General features: G+C 63.6%; 18 protein-coding genes and 1 pseudogene. 17 read left to right on the top strand and 2 right to left on the bottom strand.

From position 1 onward, the window contains the following. Positions 1-8 precede the first annotated feature (8 nt). The 16 genes and pseudogenes from AC1DLO_RS03435 (at position 9) to AC1DLO_RS03360 (ending at position 17,692) form a co-directional block, all read left to right on the top strand. Positions 9-1,031: an ABC transporter ATP-binding protein gene (locus tag AC1DLO_RS03435; RefSeq protein WP_184740638.1), complete on the top strand. Its 1,023-nt coding sequence runs from the start codon at positions 9-11 to the stop codon at positions 1,029-1,031. After that, positions 1,028-1,849 carry an ATP-binding cassette domain-containing protein gene (locus tag AC1DLO_RS03430; RefSeq protein WP_184740442.1) on the top strand — a complete coding sequence of 274 codons (822 nt, stop codon included), beginning with the start codon at positions 1,028-1,030 and terminating at the stop codon, positions 1,847-1,849. The genes AC1DLO_RS03435 and AC1DLO_RS03430 overlap by 4 nt, the downstream gene beginning before the upstream one ends. Beyond that, entirely contained in the window at positions 1,846-3,000 is a 1,155-nt protein-coding gene (locus AC1DLO_RS03425) for a sugar phosphate isomerase/epimerase family protein (protein ID WP_476890829.1), read from the top strand. Before AC1DLO_RS03430 ends, AC1DLO_RS03425 begins: the two co-directional genes overlap by 4 nt. 19 nt (positions 3,001-3,019) lie before the next feature. Then, the gene (locus AC1DLO_RS03420) at positions 3,020-4,315 is read left to right on the top strand and encodes a hypothetical protein (RefSeq protein WP_476890828.1); all 1,296 of its coding nucleotides are present in this window, start codon (positions 3,020-3,022) and stop codon (positions 4,313-4,315) included. Beyond that, positions 4,312-4,860, top strand: a complete 549-nt coding sequence (locus tag AC1DLO_RS03415) for a 2-oxo-4-hydroxy-4-carboxy-5-ureidoimidazoline decarboxylase (protein WP_476890827.1) — start codon at positions 4,312-4,314, stop codon at positions 4,858-4,860. Before AC1DLO_RS03420 ends, AC1DLO_RS03415 begins: the two co-directional genes overlap by 4 nt. A 117-nt stretch (positions 4,861-4,977) precedes the next feature. Beyond that, positions 4,978-6,093 (top strand): maleate cis-trans isomerase family protein, encoded by a 1,116-nt coding sequence (locus AC1DLO_RS03410; protein ID WP_476890826.1) that lies wholly within the window; start codon positions 4,978-4,980, stop codon positions 6,091-6,093. 87 nt (positions 6,094-6,180) lie between these two features. After that, the gene (locus AC1DLO_RS03405) at positions 6,181-7,029 is read left to right on the top strand and encodes an IclR family transcriptional regulator (RefSeq protein WP_476890825.1); all 849 of its coding nucleotides are present in this window, start codon (positions 6,181-6,183) and stop codon (positions 7,027-7,029) included. A 173-nt stretch (positions 7,030-7,202) separates the two neighbouring features. Further along, positions 7,203-7,373 (top strand): annotated as a pseudogene (locus tag AC1DLO_RS03400) (aspartate/glutamate racemase family protein); the annotation flags it as partial. A 148-nt stretch (positions 7,374-7,521) separates the two neighbouring features. Beyond that, positions 7,522-7,806 (top strand): DUF427 domain-containing protein, encoded by a 285-nt coding sequence (locus AC1DLO_RS03395; protein ID WP_184740432.1) that lies wholly within the window; start codon positions 7,522-7,524, stop codon positions 7,804-7,806. A gap of 352 nt (positions 7,807-8,158) precedes the next feature. Continuing rightward, a complete protein-coding gene (locus AC1DLO_RS03390; RefSeq protein WP_476890824.1) occupies positions 8,159-8,632 on the top strand; it encodes a DUF805 domain-containing protein in 474 nt (157 codons plus the stop codon). 270 nt (positions 8,633-8,902) lie between these two features. Beyond that, positions 8,903-9,910: a Gfo/Idh/MocA family protein gene (locus AC1DLO_RS03385; protein ID WP_476890823.1), complete on the top strand. Its 1,008-nt coding sequence runs from the start codon at positions 8,903-8,905 to the stop codon at positions 9,908-9,910. 140 nt (positions 9,911-10,050) lie between these two features. Next, on the top strand, positions 10,051-11,097 hold the full coding sequence (locus AC1DLO_RS03380; protein ID WP_311770584.1) for a LacI family DNA-binding transcriptional regulator: 1,047 nt from the start codon (positions 10,051-10,053) through the stop codon (positions 11,095-11,097). 89 nt (positions 11,098-11,186) lie between these two features. Beyond that, positions 11,187-12,593, top strand: a complete 1,407-nt coding sequence (uxaC, locus tag AC1DLO_RS03375; RefSeq protein WP_476890822.1) for a glucuronate isomerase — start codon at positions 11,187-11,189, stop codon at positions 12,591-12,593. An 86-nt stretch (positions 12,594-12,679) separates the two neighbouring features. Next, positions 12,680-14,008, top strand: coding sequence for a mannitol dehydrogenase family protein (locus AC1DLO_RS03370; RefSeq protein WP_476890849.1), 1,329 nt, complete (start codon positions 12,680-12,682; stop codon positions 14,006-14,008). A gap of 119 nt (positions 14,009-14,127) precedes the next feature. Then, entirely contained in the window at positions 14,128-15,357 is a 1,230-nt protein-coding gene (manD, locus tag AC1DLO_RS03365; RefSeq protein WP_184740424.1) for a D-mannonate dehydratase ManD, read from the top strand. 61 nt (positions 15,358-15,418) lie between these two features. Further along, positions 15,419-17,692 carry a gluconokinase, GntK/IdnK-type gene (locus AC1DLO_RS03360; protein ID WP_476890848.1) on the top strand — a complete coding sequence of 758 codons (2,274 nt, stop codon included), beginning with the start codon at positions 15,419-15,421 and terminating at the stop codon, positions 17,690-17,692. A 170-nt stretch (positions 17,693-17,862) separates the two neighbouring features. On the opposite strand, the gene AC1DLO_RS03355 is transcribed toward AC1DLO_RS03360, so the two are convergent. Continuing rightward, positions 17,863-18,168, bottom strand: coding sequence for a hypothetical protein (locus AC1DLO_RS03355; protein WP_184740421.1), 306 nt, complete (start codon positions 18,166-18,168; stop codon positions 17,863-17,865). A gap of 196 nt (positions 18,169-18,364) precedes the next feature. Between AC1DLO_RS03355 and AC1DLO_RS03350 the strand changes: the two genes are divergently transcribed. After that, positions 18,365-18,634: a hypothetical protein gene (locus tag AC1DLO_RS03350; RefSeq protein ID WP_184740419.1), complete on the top strand. Its 270-nt coding sequence runs from the start codon at positions 18,365-18,367 to the stop codon at positions 18,632-18,634. A gap of 17 nt (positions 18,635-18,651) precedes the next feature. Here AC1DLO_RS03350 and AC1DLO_RS03345 read toward each other — a convergent pair whose 3' ends face one another. Then, complete coding sequence (locus AC1DLO_RS03345) at positions 18,652-19,386, bottom strand: SOS response-associated peptidase (RefSeq protein WP_476890821.1); 735 nt, start codon at positions 19,384-19,386, stop codon at positions 18,652-18,654. Positions 19,387-19,423: the final 37 nt, after the last annotated feature.

The following is a 19,423-nucleotide window of genomic DNA, read 5'->3' as shown; positions in this document are numbered from 1 at the left end:
TGAAAACGATGACCAATACCCCAGCACAGAAGGACGCCGAACGCCGTCCTGATCCTGGCACACTGCTGTCCGTACGGGACCTCACCATCGAGGCGGGATCCAAGGAGCTTTCCGTGCGCCTCGTGGATCATTTCAGCTTGGACATGGCCCCGGGCGACCGGGTGGCCCTGGTAGGTGAATCGGGCTCCGGAAAATCTGTCACGGCCCGTGCCATCATGCGCCTGGATCCTGACTTCCGGCTCTCCGGAACCGTCGACTTCGAAGGACAGGACCTCCTGAAGCTCAATGAGAAGCAGATGGTGGCCGTCCGGGGGCACAAGATCGGCATGGTATTCCAGGACCCCATGGGAGCGCTCAACCCGCTGATGACCATCGGGGAACAGGTGATGGAGCCGCTCCGGATTTCCGGAGTGAGCCGCGCTGAATCCGAGCGCCGGGCCAAGTCCGTCCTGGAGGAGCTCGGCGTGGCCAACGCCGAGTCCCGTATGAAGGCCTACCCGCACGAGTTTTCCGGCGGCATGCGCCAGAGGGTCGTCCTGGCGATGGCACTCATCTCCGACCCGTCCCTCATCATCGCGGATGAGCCCACCACTGCCTTGGACGTCCGCGTTCAAGAGCAGGTGCTTACCCTGATGGACAAGGTGTCCAAGGAACGCGGCCTTGCCGTGCTTTTGATCACCCACGACCTCGGCACGGTGGCCGGATTCACGGACCGCGTGGCCGTCATGTACTCGGGCCGCAAGGTGGACGAGGCCTCGGTGGATGCACTCTTCAGCAACCCGGCCCACCCCTACACCCAGGGACTGCTCCAAGCGGTGCCGCGCATCGACCAGACGGTCCCGCGCTTGCTGACCATCCCGGGGGCGCCGCCGCACCCCCTCAACCGGCCCACTGGCTGCGCTTTCTCCCCACGGTGCCCCTTCGCGTTCGATTTGTGCCTCGTGGAATCGCCTGAACTCAGGCCCTCGCCAGAGGGTGGAGTCGTCGCTTGCCACCTCTATGGTGCCTCCGGAAAGGACGAAGGATCATGAGCCTCCTGGAACTGCGTGACGTGTGCAAGACCTTCCACGCCTTGGGGCGGGAGCCGGTGAAGGCTCTCAGGGACGTCAATCTCACCGTCGAGGCCGGCACCATCACCGGCCTGGTGGGGGAGTCCGGCTCCGGGAAGACCACCATTATCAAGAGCATCATGGGCTTGGAAAGGCCCACGAGTGGCACGGTCACCTACGACGGCATAAACATCCCTGAAGCCAAAGGGGAGACGCTCAAGCGGATCCGGCGTGAGGTCCAGTTCGTCTTCCAGGATCCCACCTCCAGCCTGAACCCACGCATGACCGTGGAGCAGTTGGTGGGTGAGGGTCTTCTGGTGCACAAGCTGGTCGCCGGGAAAGCGCAGCGCCGCGAGCGGGTGGCGGAACTGCTCACCATGGTGGGCCTGAGCGATCGCGATCTGGACAGGTACCCCCGGTCCTTCTCGGGCGGCCAGCGCCAGAGGATCGCCATTGCCCGGGCTCTCGCCGTCGGACCCAAGCTCCTGGTCTGTGACGAGCCGGTCTCGGCCTTGGATGTCTCTGTCCAGGCGCAGGTGCTCAATTTGCTGCAGGACATGCAGGAGGAGCTGGGGTTCACGGTGCTGTTCATCGCCCACGACCTTGCCGTGGTCAGGCAGATCTGTTCCCGGGTGGCCGTGATCCAGTTGGGGCAGATCGTTGAAGAGGGGCCTTCCGAAGACGTCCTGGCCGCTCCGTCCCACCCGTACACCCAGGCACTTCTGGCCGCGGTTCCCACGCCCAATCCCGCCGTCGCCCGCGCGCGGGCGCTCGCACGGCTCCAAGAAAAGGTTGCATGATGCTTGAAGTTGCCAACGGTTCCACGGGGACCATATCGACCCACCCCGTACGTATAGGGGTTGACGGAAAGAAGATTCCTGAATCCGCCAAGCGTGGCCCGCTCGCCACCGTCTCCCACGCCCACGAACTGGACATGGACGGGCTGTTCTTCCGGACCGTGCTGGACATGAGTCCCACCTTGGACGCCGGTGAACTTGGGGAGATCCGGCAGCGGGCGGACGAACTGGACATGTACCTGGAGACCGGGCTGGGCAAGGTTAACCCTTATGCCAACCCCGAGGCCCCCGAGCTGCGGGCCATCGGGGACGGGGACATCGTCCTGGGGTTCCGCCGGATGATGGAAGCCTGCGCGGCCATCGACTGCCGTGAGCTGTGGGTGGCCACCGCCAACTTCAAGGGGTCCTACTACGGCCGCTTCGCCTACGACCGGTTCCGCACCGATGTGGACTGGAGCGATCAGCTGGCCGCGACGGAGAGGTTCCTCAAGAAACTGGCCCCCATCGCTCGGGATCTGGGTATCCACATGAACCTGGAGACCCACGAGGAGATCACCACCTTCGAGCTGGTCCGGTTGGTCGAGGAGGTCGGCCCGGACGTCACCGGTATCGTCTACGACACCGCCAACGTCCTGCAGCGGATGGAGCATCCGATGTTCGCGGCGCGGCGCGTGGCGCCGTATGTCCGGCAGACGCACCTGAAAGACGCCTATGTGGCGCACGACGACGGCGGGTTGGTCCACCAGTTGCGGCCTTACGGTGAGGGCGTGGTGGACTTCGCCGGGGTGCTGCCGATCATCGTGGCCGCAAACCCGACCATGAACGTCACCATCGAGAACCCGCAGTCCTACCTGGATAAGACCCCGAGCCAGCGTCCGCGCGTGATCGAGGCCTTCCACCCCGAGTTCCTGAAGGGTCACCCGGACCTGACGGTCGAGGAGCTCGCAGCCTATCTGGACATGATCCACCGTTATGAGCAACGCGTCGCCTCCGGCGAGGTGGCCGACTGGCGGAGCTACCTCACCCAGCCGTACGAATACGCCGAGGCCGTGGAATGCATCAAGACCGGCGCCCGCATGGCCCGGTCCATCATCGGCTCCGCCGGCTTCCCACTGCACACCCCCCTGGGGCAGGCTGCCACCGCCGGCCACTGATTTAAGCAAAGGACACAACATGATCAACCCCAACCGCGAATACCGGCTGGAGGGGAGCCACTGGGTCAGCCCCGTCAACTTCGACGACGAGGTCACCCGCGACTTCGATTTCCCCAACCCGCTGGGCCTTATAGACAGCACGCTGCGCAAGACGAACTACACCGCCGGCGCCGAGACCACCATCGATGGCTTCCTCCGGATCGCCCAGGCCCTCGAGGACATTGGCATCAAGGACGAGAGCCTCAACCTGGACTGGTGGGGCGACGACACACCGAACGCCCGGGAACTGGAAATGGTCCGGGAAGTCCTGGCCGGCGGCTTCGCCTTCACCTGCAACGTCTACGCCGACACCCTGCTGGGCAACGGCGATGGAACCCCGCGCATCGATCCGCTCTCCACGGTGGACCTCCTGCTGTCCATTGGCGCGAAGGTGATTGCGCCGGGGATCGTGGAGGCCTCGTCCCCGGAGAGCGAGGCCCGGCAGCTGCGCCAGCTGGCCGAGGTGGTGGAGTACGCCACCTCCTGCGGTCTGGAGTGGACCGTCACCTTGGCCCAGGCGGGACGTCGGGGCTTCGACAGCATGATGCGCGTGGCCAACGAGGCCGTGGCGCTCGGCGCCAAGAGAATCGACCTCATGGACTCCACCAGCAGCCTCAGCCCCGAGGCCATGCGCGTGTTCATCCGGCGCTTCCGTTCCCGGCTCGCCACCAAGGTGCCGCTGACCATGCACGTGCACGACGACTTCGGGCTCGGAACGGCAGGTGCCATCGCCGCCGCTGCCGCGGGTGCCGGGCCTGACGTTTCCGTCAACGGAGTCTCCTACCGCTGCGGCTTCCCGCCCCTGGAGGAGGTCGCCACCAGCCTGGAGGTCCTCTACGGTGTGGACACCGGCATCAAGCTGTCCGGTCTGCAGGCACTTTCCGACCTCGTCTACCGGGAGACCGGCCTCCCGAACCCGGCCCTCAAGCCGGTCACAGGAGGCTACGCGTACCTCAAGAGCACCACCGCCGATGTGCTCAGCTCCCTGCGAGACGGTGTCCGGACGTTCCCGCCGATCTCCGGCTGCCTCCACGCGGACGTGGTGGGCGCCGACATCCGCTGGGTCTGGGACCGCCTCAGCACCCGCGCCATGGTACGCCAGCTCGCCGCCAACCTGGGCCTGGAACTCAACGGGGTGGAAGTCGAGGCCGTCTACAAAGCCCTCAACGACGCCATTGACGGGATCCCGGAGTACCCCCGCTGGCTGACCGCGGAGCAGGCGTCGGCCCTGTGCAAGGAGACTGTGGACTTCTCGCGTCAGGTGAGCCAGCGATGAGCACGGAGACGACGGTGCACGGTGGCCTGGAGGCCTTCAACTCCCTGCCGGAAGCCGAGGCCCTGACGGCGGTCGCCAGCTGCTGCCCCTTGCCGGAATGGGGTTCGACGGTGGTCTCCGCCCGGCCGTTCCGCTCGGTGGAGGAGGCCGAAGACCAGGCAGGTGTGGCCACGCGGGCCATCCCGGACGGGACCCTGCCGGACGTGCTCAACCTGTTCCCGCCCATCGCGGTGGACCGGGGCGGCGATTCCCGGGCGGCCAACTGGTCCCGCCAGGAGGAGGCCGCCATCCACGCCTCCGCGAGTGACGTGAAGGCCCAGCTGGTCGAGACGGGTCTGAAGTTCAAGGAGCGTTTCGGCTACACCTTCGTCATTGCCGCCGCCGGGCGGACCAGTCCCGAGGTCCTCGAGGCCATGAAGGAACGACTTCGGGCCGAGCCCGGGCAAGAACTGGGCACGTCCCGGCAGCAGCTGGAACTGATCTGCCGGATGCGCATCGCCAAGCTGATGCAGCAATTGGATCCCGGCCTACAGGGGAGCCTCTGATGCTTCCAACGGCGAACTGCTTGAAGACACGTTCCGTCACCATGACTGGAAGTTTGATTCGTTGGCCACGGTCCAGTGGGTTTGCCATCCAAGGAAGACATGCCGGGAAGGAACCGTATGGCTCGCGGAAATGACGGTTTGCGCCTTGGAATGCTTGTTCCGTCATCCAACACCTGCCTGGAGCCGGTCACCTACCGGCTCCTGGGCGGAGTGCCTGAGGTCACGGTTCACTTTGCCCGGGTCGATGTAGATCAACCCTCCTTTGGTTCGCGACTTGGTGGGGAAGGGATGACCACAGCGGCGCAGCAACTTGCCCATGCGGAAGTTGACGCCGTGGTTTGGAACGCGAGCAGCGGTTCGTGGCTCGGAGTCGAGCGTGATCGAGAGATCTGCGCCAACTTGTCCAGAATTTGCGGGGTGCCATCCACGAGCACGACACTCGCACTCCTCGAAGCCTGCAGAATCTACGGCGTGACCAATCTCGGCCTGGCCACCCCCTACACCACGGACGTGAACGTCAGGATTGCCGCGGTATACGCCGAACACGGGGTGGAAATAGTCTCCGAATCCCACATGGGAATCGAAGGAAACAAGGCGTTTGCACGGATCCCTGAAGATGCCGTCGCCGCGGGCGTCCGGGCAGCGGCATCGCACGCGCAAGCGGTGACAATCCTCTGCACAAACCTTCATGGCGCGTCAGTGGCCCCGATTCTGGAGGCGGAGTTGGGGATCCCTGTCTTCGATAGTGTTGCGGCCACCCTTTGGCAGGCGCTCCAGCTTGTGGCACCGACGTCCCTCACTGGGTTCGGAACTCTCCTCCAAGATGGCGCCTTCCGATCACGTCTTCAAGCCCTCTGCGATTCGCTGCTGCGCGACACAGCCGCGGACCGTACCACCCTTCATCTGGATATTCCTGAGCGCAACCTTCGAGGAGTGTTGCCGGTGGGTGAGTCTGTGGGTCCAGGAGTCCGTCCGATTCGCTCGGACGAAACAAATGCGCCGCCCGGTGTCAACGTGGCTGAATGGCTCGAGTGGTCCCGCCGCAACCTTGTCCACGGCATCCAATCCCAGATCCTTGAGCCCGTGGAGCTGGACGGCGCGTTGATTGGGTGGTTGTCCGCGCAAAGTGTTTCCGAGCGAGCGTGGACGAAATCCAGCCAGGGGGCCATGGTTGCTGCCCGTCAGATCGCCGAGGAAACTGTGTCGTCATTGACCAAGCCGGTCCGGGCATGAAACCTGCCCGCCACGAGGTGGCCAAATGACAAGTCGGCGCTGGCGGTCGGTCGAGAATGAGCCAGCGGGCGGGGAGCGTCGAGTTTCATGACTCGGGAGACAGGATCGGACGGCGGATGCGGAATGCAACACGTGCGCTCAGTCGAGCGTGCGTTTGCTGTGCTCGAGCATATGGCCGATTCCGGAGGCAGCGTGACGGTGAGCCAGTTGTCCAAGAGCCTTGGGGTGAGTATGGCGGGAACCTACCGGATGCTGCGCACTATGGTAACCCTTGGATACGGACGCCAGCTAAGCGATCGGAGCTACACCCTCGGCGCTAGACTCATCCGTCTGGGCGAGGGGGCGATTGCACAGCACATGTCGGCGGCACGGCCGGCGCTCGCCTCGGCGGTGCTCCAGTTGGGTGAAACGGCGACCCTGGCAATGCTTGACGGTGACACGATTGTTTACACACTCCAAGTCCAGTCACCCCACGCACTACGTTCAAATGTTGAGATCAGAACACCTGCTCCTGCTCACGAAACAGGCGCCGGTAGAGTGCTCTTAGCCCAACTCACGGATGATCAGCTCAGACAGAGCCTTGCCCGCGCGAGGTCACCGAATCCGAGAACTTCAGACGAAGCCTACAACCTCGGGATCGATTCGACGATCAGGCAGATCCGGGCGGCTGGTTACTCCATAGACGAAGGTGATCACGAGCTAGGTATGCGGTGCTACACAGTCCCGATTGCCGGTGCCGGGAGGCCCTTTGTAATTTCTGTTGCTGGCCCGATCGAGCGGCTCGGGAACGGCTCAGAGGGCCGTGCCATCACTGTGCTCAGGGAAACCGCAGAGAAGATCAGCGAGGGCTTCAAACCGGCACCATCGCCGAAAGCGATTCGGCCGCAGCCAAGAGGGCCGGGTGTCCCCGGCCGTTGTCCTGTTGAACAGCCCTGACCGGCATGGCGGCGCACTCAGATACCGACAAGGGAACGGCCTGCCTTATTGGCCGTGCCTTTTGCACACCCAGACAAGGAAGAACACACCATGCGCATTCTCGTCGCCAATGTGAATACCACCGCATCCATGACGGAGTCCATTGCCGAGCAGGCCAGGTCCGCCGCGGCTGTCTGGACCGGACTGTCCCTTTGATCAGGATCGGCTGAAGCTGGCCGGACTAGACGCCCGTTGTGCCTCGGTCCGGGCCAGCGGCATGCCAGTCCTTGGAGCTTGAAGAAGAACCAGAGCGGGCAGTAGAAGCGATCGTTGAACAGGCTTTGTTGGCGGTCCGGGATTCGCGCCGAAGGACCTAGGAGCGGATTCCTCAGGGACGGCCGATACGCGGGGCCGGGTCCCGTACCTCGGATGAACCGGGAAACGATACCACCAGAACTCCCGGAACCAGCGGCCCGGACTCGGATCGGGCGCAACGAAAGGAACAAGCCGATCATGGTCAAAGCACTCTGGAACGGAGTCGTCATCGCCGAATCCGATGACACCGTCGTGGTTGAGGGAAATCACTATTTCCCCCGCGATGCCGTGGAGGACCGATACCTGACGGACAGCGACATGTCCTCGATCTGCCCGTGGAAGGGCCACGCCAGCTACTTCAGCCTGGAAGTCAACGGCCGGGGGAATGCTGACGCCGCGTGGTACTACCCCGACCCCAAGAAACGGGCGCTTCCCATCAAGGACCGCATCGCCTTCTGGCGTGGGGTCACTATCGAAGAATAGGCCCGGTCTTGTACGCAGCTGTGTAACAGCCAGCCTTCACAAGCCTCAATCCGGCCAACCTTCCAAAGACAATTAGCTACCCAACGGTGGAAAGTTTGGTTTGGTGAAAACCCCGTTTTACCACTCTCCAGCCATGTCGGGCATAAAATCTCCGTTTTCTGGCAGAATCATCGGCGCTAATAGCGGTGAGGGTAGTAAGAGCACGAAACAAAAAGCCAGTGACAGGCACGTCTTATCAAAAAACGAACGCAGTATTTCCGACACGCCGCTGGAATTTCACCTGCAGGACAACTTTGCGGGTGGTTTGGAGCCCTAGGATAAATCGTCATCACTCGTCTATAGAGGAGATCCATTGTCGTACCAGCAGCAACAGACCGTCCCGGCCGGTAGTGCCGTCCCGCTTTGGGCCCCGTACTACGGTGCGCCCATCGGTGAGGCCGCACGCCGGTTCTTCAAGAAGTACGCCACCTTCACCGGCCGCGCCAGCCGCAGCGAATACTGGTGGTGGACCCTCATCTCCGTCGTCGTGAGCATCGTGCTGAACATCGTCATGTCTGTGGCAGGCTCCGCTGGCGCCACTGTCAGTGACTCCGGAACCATGGTTCCGGGTCCAGGCGCGATCGTCGGTGTCATCCTTTTGGTCATCTGGGGCCTGGCGGTCATCGTCCCGTCCCTGGCCCTCGTCGTTCGCCGCCTGCACGATGCGAACTTCAGCGGCTGGTTGATCCTGATCGGCCTCGTTCCGTTCCTCGGTGGACTGGCCCTGCTCATCTTCATGTTCCTTCCGCCCAAGCCGGAAGGCCAGCGGTTCGACGTCCCCGCCTAGCCCACACGGCAGCGGTAACACTGAAGGCCATCGGCGTCATGCCGGTGGCCTTTGGTCTCAGTTCGAGATTCACCAGCGGAGGCGACAATCCAGCAGCCTGACATCACGACGCCGAAAATCGCCAGGGAGAGCACCCCACCCGGTCTGCAGGACCAGGGCGAGCAGTTGGCAATCGGTTGTCAGGCCGTGTCGAGCTGGTTAGACTCGGGGAAACACATGCCGCCTGAGCGCCTGTACGTTCAAAGAAGGACATTTTTCGAGGGAGCAAGAATGCCCACAGCAGCAGTCATCGGTTGCGGCGATGTATCGAGTGTGCACTTCGGGGCGATCGCCAAGATGGACGACGTCGAACTCGTGGCAGTCTGCGACACGGACCTCGCGCGTCTGGGCGTGGCAAAAGCCGCCTATGGCGTCGAGGGGTACGCGAACCATCTTGAGATGCTCGAGGCGGTGATGCCCGACGTCGTGCATATCTGCACTCCGCACCACCTTCATGCCTCGCTGGCCGCGGACTGCCTCGAGCGCGGCGTCAGCGTGATTGTCGAGAAGCCGCTCGCCCACACTCTGGAAGAGGGACGCCGGCTGGTCGAGGCGGCTGAACGGAGCACGGCGAAGATTGCCGTATGTTTCCAGAACCGTTACAACGCGACGTCTCAAGCGATGCGGCGACTGCTCGACGACGGCGGGCTGGGTCAGGTTCTGGGCGCCTCGGCAACCGTGATGTGGCACCGGACGGCCGAGTACTACCGGGACAGGCCGTGGCGCGGGACCTGGGCTGAAGGAGGCGGCGGCCTCATGATGAACCAGGCCATCCACACGGTGGACCTGCTCCAGTGGCTGGTAGGTGACGTGACAAAAGTGGAGGGCCACGCCTCCACGCGCTCGCTCGGCGGCGTGATCGAAGTGGAGGACACGGCGGAATTCATCGCCGGGCACGCCAACGGTGCAACCAGCGTCTTCTATGCCACCCTGGCGAACGCCACCAACGCGCCGGTGACGCTGGACATCGTGACCGAAAAGGCCACGCTCAGCCTTCGTGGCGATCTCAACGTCACGTACGCCGACGGCACCGTGGACATTATCCCGGAACGTGCCTTGGAATCAGGGGGGCGGGCGTACTGGGGCGTATCCCACGAACTCCTCATCAAGGACTTCTACGCCAAGCTTGGGGATACTGATCCGTTCTGGATCAGCCCTGCTGAAGCCGAAAAGTCACTCAGGATCGTCAAAGACATCTATGCCCAGAGCTACCCGGAGCTTTCCGCACAGGTCGGCTGACAACCAGGCGTCCGCCTGACAACCAGGCGTCCGCCTGGCAAGCGCCATTCACCTCTCCGGTTGGACGGGCAGGGCGGTCGCCGGGAGATTGATTGGCAACCGTCCTGCTTTTTGTTGCCATGCCGGATTACGATGGAGCCGTGACTCAAGCGACGAACTCCGGAGCAGCAACTGTCCCCACCAGGCGTGGGCGCGGGGAGAAATCCTCACCCACGATCTACGACATCGCGAAGCTCGCGGGAGTCAACCCATCCACGGTCTCGCGCGCGCTGAGCAAACCGGGGCGGGTCAGTGCCAAAACCCAGAAGATCATCGAGGATGCCGCCGAGCAGCTGAACTATCGAGTGAACCCCTTCGCCCGGGCGCTTCCCACTGGGCGGACCCAAACGATCGGGCTGATCGTCGCGGACATCACCAACCCGACGTTCTTCGACATTATCCGCGGCGCTGAGACCACCGGATCCGCCCGGGATTACACCCTGGTGTTGGCTGAGTCCGCGGAGTCGCCGGAAACAGAGCTCACGGCTGCCCGCCGGATGTTGAGCACCGTGGACGGCCTCATTTTGGCGAGCCCGCGTATGGACGATGAGCAGATCCGTGCTTTGGCCTCGGACAAACCGGTGGCCGTCATCAACCGCGAAGTGGACGGAGTGCCCTGCGTTGTCCCCGACGTCAACAAAGGCATCAGCCAGGCGGTGCGGAGCCTCGCGGCCAACGGCCATCACCAGCTCGCCTTCGTGGCCGGTCCGCCGCTGTCCTGGATGTCCCGCCGCCGCTGGGAAGGGGTCCAGGCTGCCTGCGATTGGTACAAGTTGGGAGCGGTCCGCTTGGAATCGTCCAAGCCAACCGTCGACGGCGGCCGCCAGGCAGCGCGCGACGTCCTGGGGAGCGGTGCGACGGCGGTCATCACCTACAACGATCTCCTCGCCATAGGGCTCATGCAGGAATTGCAGGCCGCCGGCGTCCGCGTTCCCGACCAGATCAGCATTGTGGGTTTCGACGACATCTTCGGGGCGGACTTCACCACGCCGGCGCTCACCACGGTCAGGTCGCCGTTGGGGGAGTGCGGATCCCGGGCCGCAGCCCTGCTGCTGGACATGTTCCTCGGTAATGAGGGGCCCGTGGGAGTGGTTCGGGTGGATACGGAACTCGTGGTGCGCGGCTCCAGCGGACGGCTGATCGCCTAGTTTCAAGGGATATTCGGGAGTAACTGCAACGGTATGGCAATAGATGGCAACCGGTTGACAGATTGTCTCCTCGGATCGAAAATTGACCTATGTCACAGTCGATTGCAGCCAATCCTGACCGCCTCCTGCCCGCGGATCCCGGGACCCGGAGCATTGCGCGCTCCCTGCTGGAGCGCGTCCAGGACCTGCCCATCATCTCCCCGCACGGCCACGTTGACGCGGCTGTTATCGAGCACAACACACCGTTCCCTGATCCGGCCGCGCTCCTGGTCAGCCCGGACCATTACGTCACTCGCTTGATCCACGCAAGCGGGGTCTCCATGGACAAGCTGCGCTCGGGAGGCTCCAGCCCGTCGGAGTCGCGGGAAGTCTGGCGGAGGTTCGTCGACGCCTGGCCGCTCTTCGAAGGCACGGCCTCCGGCTACTGGCTGCGCACGCAGTTCGAGAGTGTATTCAAGCTCGGCGCGGATCTCGGCGATATGTCCGCCGACGCCAGCTACGACGCCATTGCCGCCAAGCTCGTGGAGCCCGACTTCCGTCCGCGCCAGCTCTTCAAGGACTTCAACATCGAGGTCCTGGCCACCACGGACGATCCCCTGGACAGCCTGGCGAGCCACAAAGCGATCGCCGACGACCCCTCCTTCAACGGCCGCGTGCTGCCAACCTTCCGCCCGGATGCATACCTGAACATCGCTCACCCGGCATGGAGCGCCAACGTCGACCGGCTGATCGAAGCCGCCGGCGACGGCGCCACAGGCTACGCCGGCTACATCATGGCCCTGGAAAACCGGCGTCGTTATTTTGCGGACCACGGCGCGGTCTCCGCGGACCACGGCGTCCTCACCCCGGCAACGGTCAAGTTGGACCGTGCCGAGGCCGAGCGGATCTTCGAACTCGCCCGTGCCGGCAAGGCGACAGCCGAGGACCGCAACATCTTCGAAGCCCACATGATGTACCAGATGGCACGGATGTCGGTGGAGGACGGCTTGGTCATGACCATCCACCCCGGTTCCTTCCGCAACCACCACCAGCCCACCTTCGATGCCTACGGTGCGGACACCGGACATGACATTCCGTTCGCCACCAACTACACCGAGGCCATTCGGCCCCTGCTCCAGGACTTCGGCACGGCGAAGGACTTCCACCTGGTGCTGTTCACCCTGGACGAAACAGTGTTTTCCCGCGAACTGGCGCCGCTGGCAGGGTTCTACCCGTCCGTGTACCTCGGGGCGCCGTGGTGGTTCCTCGACGCGCCGGACGCGATGCTCCGCTTCCGCTCCGCCGTCACCGAAACCACCGGCTTCTCGCGGTCTTCAGGTTTCATCGACGACACCCGCGCGTTCTGCTCCATCCCCGCCAGGCACGACGCCTCCCGTCGGATCGAGGCATCGTTCCTTGCCCGGCTGGTTGCCGAACACCGTGTCAGTGAAGACCGCGCCCACGAACTGATCGTCGACGTCGTCGACTCCTCACCCCGAAGGGTTTTCAAGCTGTGACCACTGAACCCAAGCAACCCGCGGACCTTCCCCGCTTGAGCCGCGCAGTCAAGCCCCTGGGCAAGGCTCCCGTGCGCATTGTGCACATGGGGCTTGGCGCATTCCACCGCTCGCACCAGGCGTGGTACACCCAACACGCCGGGGACGCAGCTGAGTGGGGGATTGCTTCCTTCACGGGTCGCCGCCCGGACGCGGCAGCGGTCCTGTCTGACCAGGACGGCCTGTACACAGTGGTGGAACGGTCGGATGAGGGCGATTCGTTCGAGATCATCGGCAGCATCGTCGAGGCAGTTGATGGCGCCGACGTCGAGCGTTTTGTCGAGCTTGTCTCCGCGCCGCTGACCTCGGTCGTCACGCTCACCATCACAGAGGCCGCTTACCGGCTTGGCGTCGACGGCAAGCTGGACACGGAAGCGCCCGACGTCGTCGCGGACCTCGCCGTGCTCGCCGACGGATCTGCTTCCAGCAAGCCGTCGACGCCGCTGGGCCGCCTAGTGCGGGGACTCGCCGCCCGCCGCGATGCCGACGCAGGTCCCCTCTCCGTCGTCTGTTGCGACAACCTTTCCAACAACGGGACGGTGGCCAGGAACGCCGTGGTGGGGATGGCCTTGGCGTTCGACGCCGGACTCGCCGCCTGGATTGACGCGAGTGTCAGTTTTGTCAGTACTTCTGTTGACCGGATTACGCCGCGGACGACGGACGCCGATATCGACGCCGTCGCTGCCGCTTGCGGATACCGCGACGAATCGCCTGTGGTCGCCGAGCCCTTCCACAACTGGGTCCTCAGCGGAGACTTCCCCGCCGGGCGACCACGTTGGGAAGACGCCGGTGCCGTTTTCGTGGACGAAATCGAGCCATACGAGAACCGCAAGCTATGGCTCCTCAACGGCGCCCACTCGCTCCTCGCTTATGCGGGCCAACTGCGCGGCCACAAGACCGTGGCCGAGGCGCTCGCTGATGATTCCTGCCGCCGGGCCGTGGAAGACTTCTGGGACGAGGCCGCTGCCAACCTGCATGGCGACGATCTGCGTATCCCCGAGTACCGGGCTGCCCTCCTGGAGCGATTCGCCAACTCCGGAATCGCCCACCACTTGGCCCAGATAGCCATGGATGGCAGTACCAAACTGCGCATGCGGGCAGTACCGGTTCTCCGCGCCGAGCGCGCCGCCGGCCGCAGCGGCGAAGCGGCGGCACGGATGATCGCAGCGTGGTCGGCCTACACCGCTTCGGCCACCGGACTCCAAGACCCGCGGGCGGCAGACATCGCCGCCGCGAACCTCCTACCGGGCCGTGTGCGGCTCGGGGCCCTCCTAAGCCTCGTGGATCCGGAATTGGCCGCCGATGCCGAGATCGTGGCACTCGTCGATAGCTTGGCCGACACCTTCGCGGTCGTCGGCAAAGTTTCCACGAAATAAGGTGTGCAACCGGTTGCCAATTGTTGTCATCCATCCTAAGATCATCCTTACCCGCCCTGCGGTGCACCTCGCATCCGGGCCAGGTCAGCCCTCGATCAGCAACCCTGAAAGGACCAGCTGTGAAAATCATTGCCGCTGAAGTCTTCGTGACCAGCCCCACCCGGAACTTCGTGACCTTGCGGATCACCACCGAGGACGGCGTGACGGGCATCGGGGATGCGACGCTGAACGGCCGTGAACTCGCCGTGGCCGCGTACTTGAAGGAACACGTCGCGCAGCTGCTGATCGGCAAGGACCCGCACCGGATCGAGGACACCTGGCAGTTCCTGTACCGCTCCTCGTACTGGCGCCGCGGCCCCGTCACCATGGCCGCGATCGCCGCCGTCGACATGGCGTTGTGGGACATCAAGGGCAAGGTCGCCGGGCTGCCGGTCTACCAACTCCTGGGCGGTGCCTCCCGCAACGGGCTCCGCGCGTACGGCCACGCTTCGGGGTCGGACATCCCGTCCCTGTTCGATTCGGTCCGGGAGCACCTCGAACTGGGCTACAAGTCCATCCGGATCCAGACAGCCATTCCCGGGATCAAGGCCGTGTACGGCGTGGCCGCCCAGGCGCAGGCTTCGGGTGAGCGTTACGACTACGAGCCTGCCGGCCGCGGTGCGTTTCCGCAGGAAGAGGATTGGGACACCCGGGCCTACCTGCGCCACCTGCCCACCGTCTTCGAAGCGGTGCGCAACGAATTCGGCCCGGAAATCCCGCTGCTGCACGATGGCCACCACCGCATGACTCCCATCCAGGCAGCCAAGCTCGGCAAGGCGCTGGAACCGTACGATCTGTTCTGGCTCGAAGACTGCACTCCGGCCGAAAACCAGGAAGGGCTGCGCCTGGTCCGCCAGCACACCACCACCCCGCTGGCCATCGGGGAGATCTTCAACACGGTGTATGACTTCCAGACGCTCATCAAGGAACAGCTCATCGACTACGTCCGGGCCGCGTCCACGCACTTCGGCGGAATCTCGCCGCTGAAGAAGGTCATGGACTTCGCCGCCCAGTACCAGATCAAATCCGGCTTCCACGGCCCCACCGATATTTCCCCCGTCGGTTTCGCCGCGCAGCTGCACGTTGGCCTGGCCATCCACAATTACGGCATCCAGGAGTACATGCAGCACTCGGACAAGACCAACACGGTCTTCGAACAGTCCATGACCTTCACGGACGGCTACCTGCACCCGGGCGACAAGCCGGGCCTCGGCGTCGAGTTCAACGAGGAAGCCGCCAACTCCTTCCCGTACCAGCAGGCTTACCTGCCGTACAACCGCCTCGTGGACGGCACCGTTCATGACTGGTAGGAACGTCGGCGTGACTGGCGAGCCCACCGCAGCCGCGGAAAAGCCGCGGCGCATTGTGGTGATGGGCGTCTCCGGCTGCGGCAAGACCACCATCGGGGACCTCGTGGCCCGGGAACTCGGCGTTCCGTTCCTCGACGGCGATTCGCTCCACCCAGTGGAGAACGTTGCCAAGATGGCCGCCGGAACGCCGCTGACCGACGAGGACCGCTGGCCGTGGCTGGCGACGGTCGGCACTGAACTCGCTAACGCCGGGGACGGCGGGCTGGTTCTCGCCTGCTCCGCCCTCCGGCGCAGCTACCGGGACGCCATCCGGTTGCAAGCGCCGGACACCGTTTTCCTTCATCTCCACGGCAGCAAGGAGGTGCTGAGGGAACGGACAGAAGGGCGCTCCGGACACTTCATGCCGCCTGCGCTCTTGGATTCACAGCTCGCCACCCTGGAACCGATCGACGGCGACGAGGCCGGTATCGTCGTCGACATCGCCGCCCCGGTAAGCAAGGTGGTGGCCGAGGCGCTGGCGGGCATTGCCGCCGTCGTGGGTTCCAAAGCTCCGGTGAGCGGCAGCGCGGGCGCCCCACGCACCCAAGCGCGGCAGTTCGACGTCGACCTTCAGGGCGCGCCGTTCAACCTCGACGACGACGCCGTTGCATGGGTGCACTCGACGATCGACGGCATGAGCCTTGAGGAGAAAATCGGGCAGCTCTTTATCAACCACAACAACGACTTCTCCCCGGAGTACCTCGATGGTGTGCTGGAGAACTATCACGTGGGCGGCATGCGGTACAGGCCGGGCCCGTCCGCCGCGGTGCAGCGGCACATCCGCTATGCCCAATCGAAAACTCGCATCCCGCTCCTGGTGGCCTCCAATCCGGAAATGGGGGGAGCCGGAAGCTGCGACGACGGAACTTTTGTGTCGACGCACCTGCAGGCCGGCTCGCATCCGGACAAGTCCATTGCCCGGAAAATGGGTCGGGTCGCCGGAGTGGAGACAGCGGCCTTGGGCTGCAACTGGGCCTTCGCGCCGATCGTGGACATCCACTACAACTGGCGCAACACGGTCATCTCCACCCGGGCGTTCGGCAACACGCCGGAAATCGTGGTGGAGCGCGCCAAGGAGTATTTCGACGGCATCAGCGAATCGCCCACCGTGTGTGCCATCAAGCACTTCCCGGGCGACGGGGTGGACGAACGAGATCAGCACGTGGTCACTTCGTACAACACACTCGGGTACGCGGAATGGAATTCCAGCTACGGGCACGTGTACCGGGAAATGATCGGCCACGGGGTCCAATCGATCATGGTCGGACACATCGGGGCGCCTGAGCTCACGCGGCATTTCCGTCCGGAGACGGAGGACAAGGACGTCTTGCCCGCCACCCTCGCTCCGGAACTGCTCCAGGATTTGCTCCGGGGCGAGCTCGGCTTCAACGGACTGATCCTCACGGATGCATCGCAGATGGTAGGCCTCACCCAGGCCAAGAAGCGCAAGGACCTCGTTCCAGCCACCATCGCCGCCGGATGCGACATGTTCCTGTTCTTCCGTAACCCGGCGGAGGACTTCCAGTACATGATGGACGGTTACAAATCCGGCGTGATCACCGATCTGCGCCTGCATGACGCACTGCGCCGGATTCTGGGGTTGAAGGCCAGCCTAGGGCTGCACAAGAAGCTCCCGGAAGAATTGACGCCGTCGCCTGAGGCGCTGCGGCTGATCGGCAGCGAAGAGCATCTCGCCGTCGCCGCCGAAATCGCCGACAAGACCGTCACCCTGATCAAGGACACCGCCGGCAACCTGCCCATCACGCCGGAAACGCATAAGCGCATTCGCCTGTACGGCATCTCCGGCGGTTCAGATTTCACCCGGGCGGACCCGCTGGCCTACCTGGATACGGTCAAGGAAGAACTTGAGATCGCCGGTTTCGAAGTCCACGTCTTCAAGACCGCGGAGCAGCGTGAAGCCGCGGGGGAGACGGGCGTGAACTTCATGAGCGTCATCTCTGACGAGGCCACCGGCGACTATGCGGACAAGTATGATGCCGCGTTCGTCTTCGCCAACGTCAAGGGCTTCGCCCAAGAGGCGGCGATCCGCATCAAGTGGTCCAGCCCCATGGCTGCGGAAATCCCTTGGTACGTCACGGAAGTCCCCACGGTGTTCGTCTCGCTGAACCAGCCGAACCACCTGATCGATGTCCCGATGGTCAAGACGGCCATCAACGCCCACGCAGGAACTCGTGCGGCCATTCGGGCGACTATCCAGAAGATCCAGGGCAAGTCCGAGTTCCAGGGAACGTTCAACGAGAACGTGTTCTGCGATTCGTTCGACACCCGGCTTTAGGCCATTTCTCCCAGCGGCCCGGGGGCAGTCCTCAGCGGCTGGCTTTGTGACGCTCACTCTGTCAGTGATGCCAAGGTTCCGGACGGATTTGGGACGTGTACGAGCAACCACCACCACTGGCCTGCTTGATCAGCTCATCCATGCCCAAAACATACAAGACCGGCTCTGCCTCAGGAACGGTGCCACTTGCCACGAACATTGTGTCCGCCAAAAAGAATCAGCAGGACAGGGATGCCAAGCAAGACGACTCCAACGATGCCGAATAACGCGCTTGAAAAGATAGAAGCCAAGACGAGCGATACTGCGCCCGCGCCGATCATGATTCCTGGTCCTGCTGGAAATCTTCTTGCAAGAGCATCGGTAGCTACTTCCGCCATCATGATTACAGCGAAAGCGACCACCATGCCGATCAAGCCAAACACGAGTAGGCCTGCCGAGACGTCCTCTGCGGCGATGCTTGCGGCGTTGTGGTTCATAGCAGATTTTATGACGTGGCATCTTGGAAAGACAGGGCGCGTTGCCGAACATGCCTACATGCCGAGTCCGCAAAAAGTCCGCTAAGGACTATCGCACCCAATAGCGGAGAACCGGAAAAACCAGAGTCTCGCGGGTTGGCGTAAGCAGCTCTGACGAACTCCGCACTTTGTCGATGCCTCGCAGTAGTATTCGGGCATGCCTGACCAGCCTGAGTATCCTGCGCCTTTGAATTCAGTTGGTGCCCCGCCTCCGCGTCAAACGGAGCCGCTGTCCACCGTTTCAAGGGTGCCCGTCATCGCCAAGCTTGTGTGGCCGAAATACCTTCAATACGTTCCGGCCATGGTCACCCGGACGGCGGAGGGCAAGGTGCTGGTGCAATGGTGGCCGAATCCCTTCGGATCGGCGACGAGGTTGACGTGGCTGAAAGATACGGACGTGCGGGCAGAACTGCGTTACGAGCGTTGAGCGCGACGAGAGTTGACTCAGGCAGCTGGGTTTGCGACGTCCACCAGGCGGGTGTTGTCGTCCACGAGCTCCACGGGCCTGAGTGTCCATGACGACGCCAAGCCATACGCCTCCCCCAGCACGGCATCCAAGAGTGCCTGGCCGCGGGTTTCCTGGGGGTCGATCCAATCGTCGATCATGTCGGCGGAGATCGGCACCGGGATCCGGTCATGCAAATTGTGCAGTCTCTCGTGGACTCCCTCCGGAGGGGAATCCATGGTCAGGATCGAGCAGGACAAACGCCACGCGCCCGGCTCGGACTTGTCCGCGATGCTCTCGTCGCGCCACGGCGCAAACAACCCGGCGAAGGTAATCAGCTCATCCTGCGGCTCGACGATGTAGCGCTGCTTGGGATCCTTGCGCCCGGGTCCAGATTTCTTCCATTCGTAGTAGGCGGAAGCCGGAACAACTGCCCGCCACTTGGGCAGTGAAGCTTTGAATACCGGGATACCACCAGCGGTTTCCGAGCGCGCATTCCAGGTGGGTACCTTCGAATCGAAGGTCTTGGAGAATGATGGAACCAAGCCCCACCGCCCGGCCGCGAGCTCCCTTCCGACCGTGCCTTCTCCCGCCCGCCCCCGCAGGAAGACCACCGGGTCAGTCGGATTGATCTGAAGCGTTGGCGAGGGGTAGTCGGTATCACCGCGCAGCACAGCACCGAGCTTTCTCGAAAGGTAGTCTGCTTCGAAACCGACACTGAACCGACCGCACATATCGACATTCTCGCCTAGGGCTTGGGACAACGCCAGT

The organism is Arthrobacter sp. 01T419, from assembly GCF_056398865.1.
The sequence above is the reverse complement of the archived record's forward strand: the minus strand, read 5'-3'. Positions and strand labels throughout refer to the sequence as shown.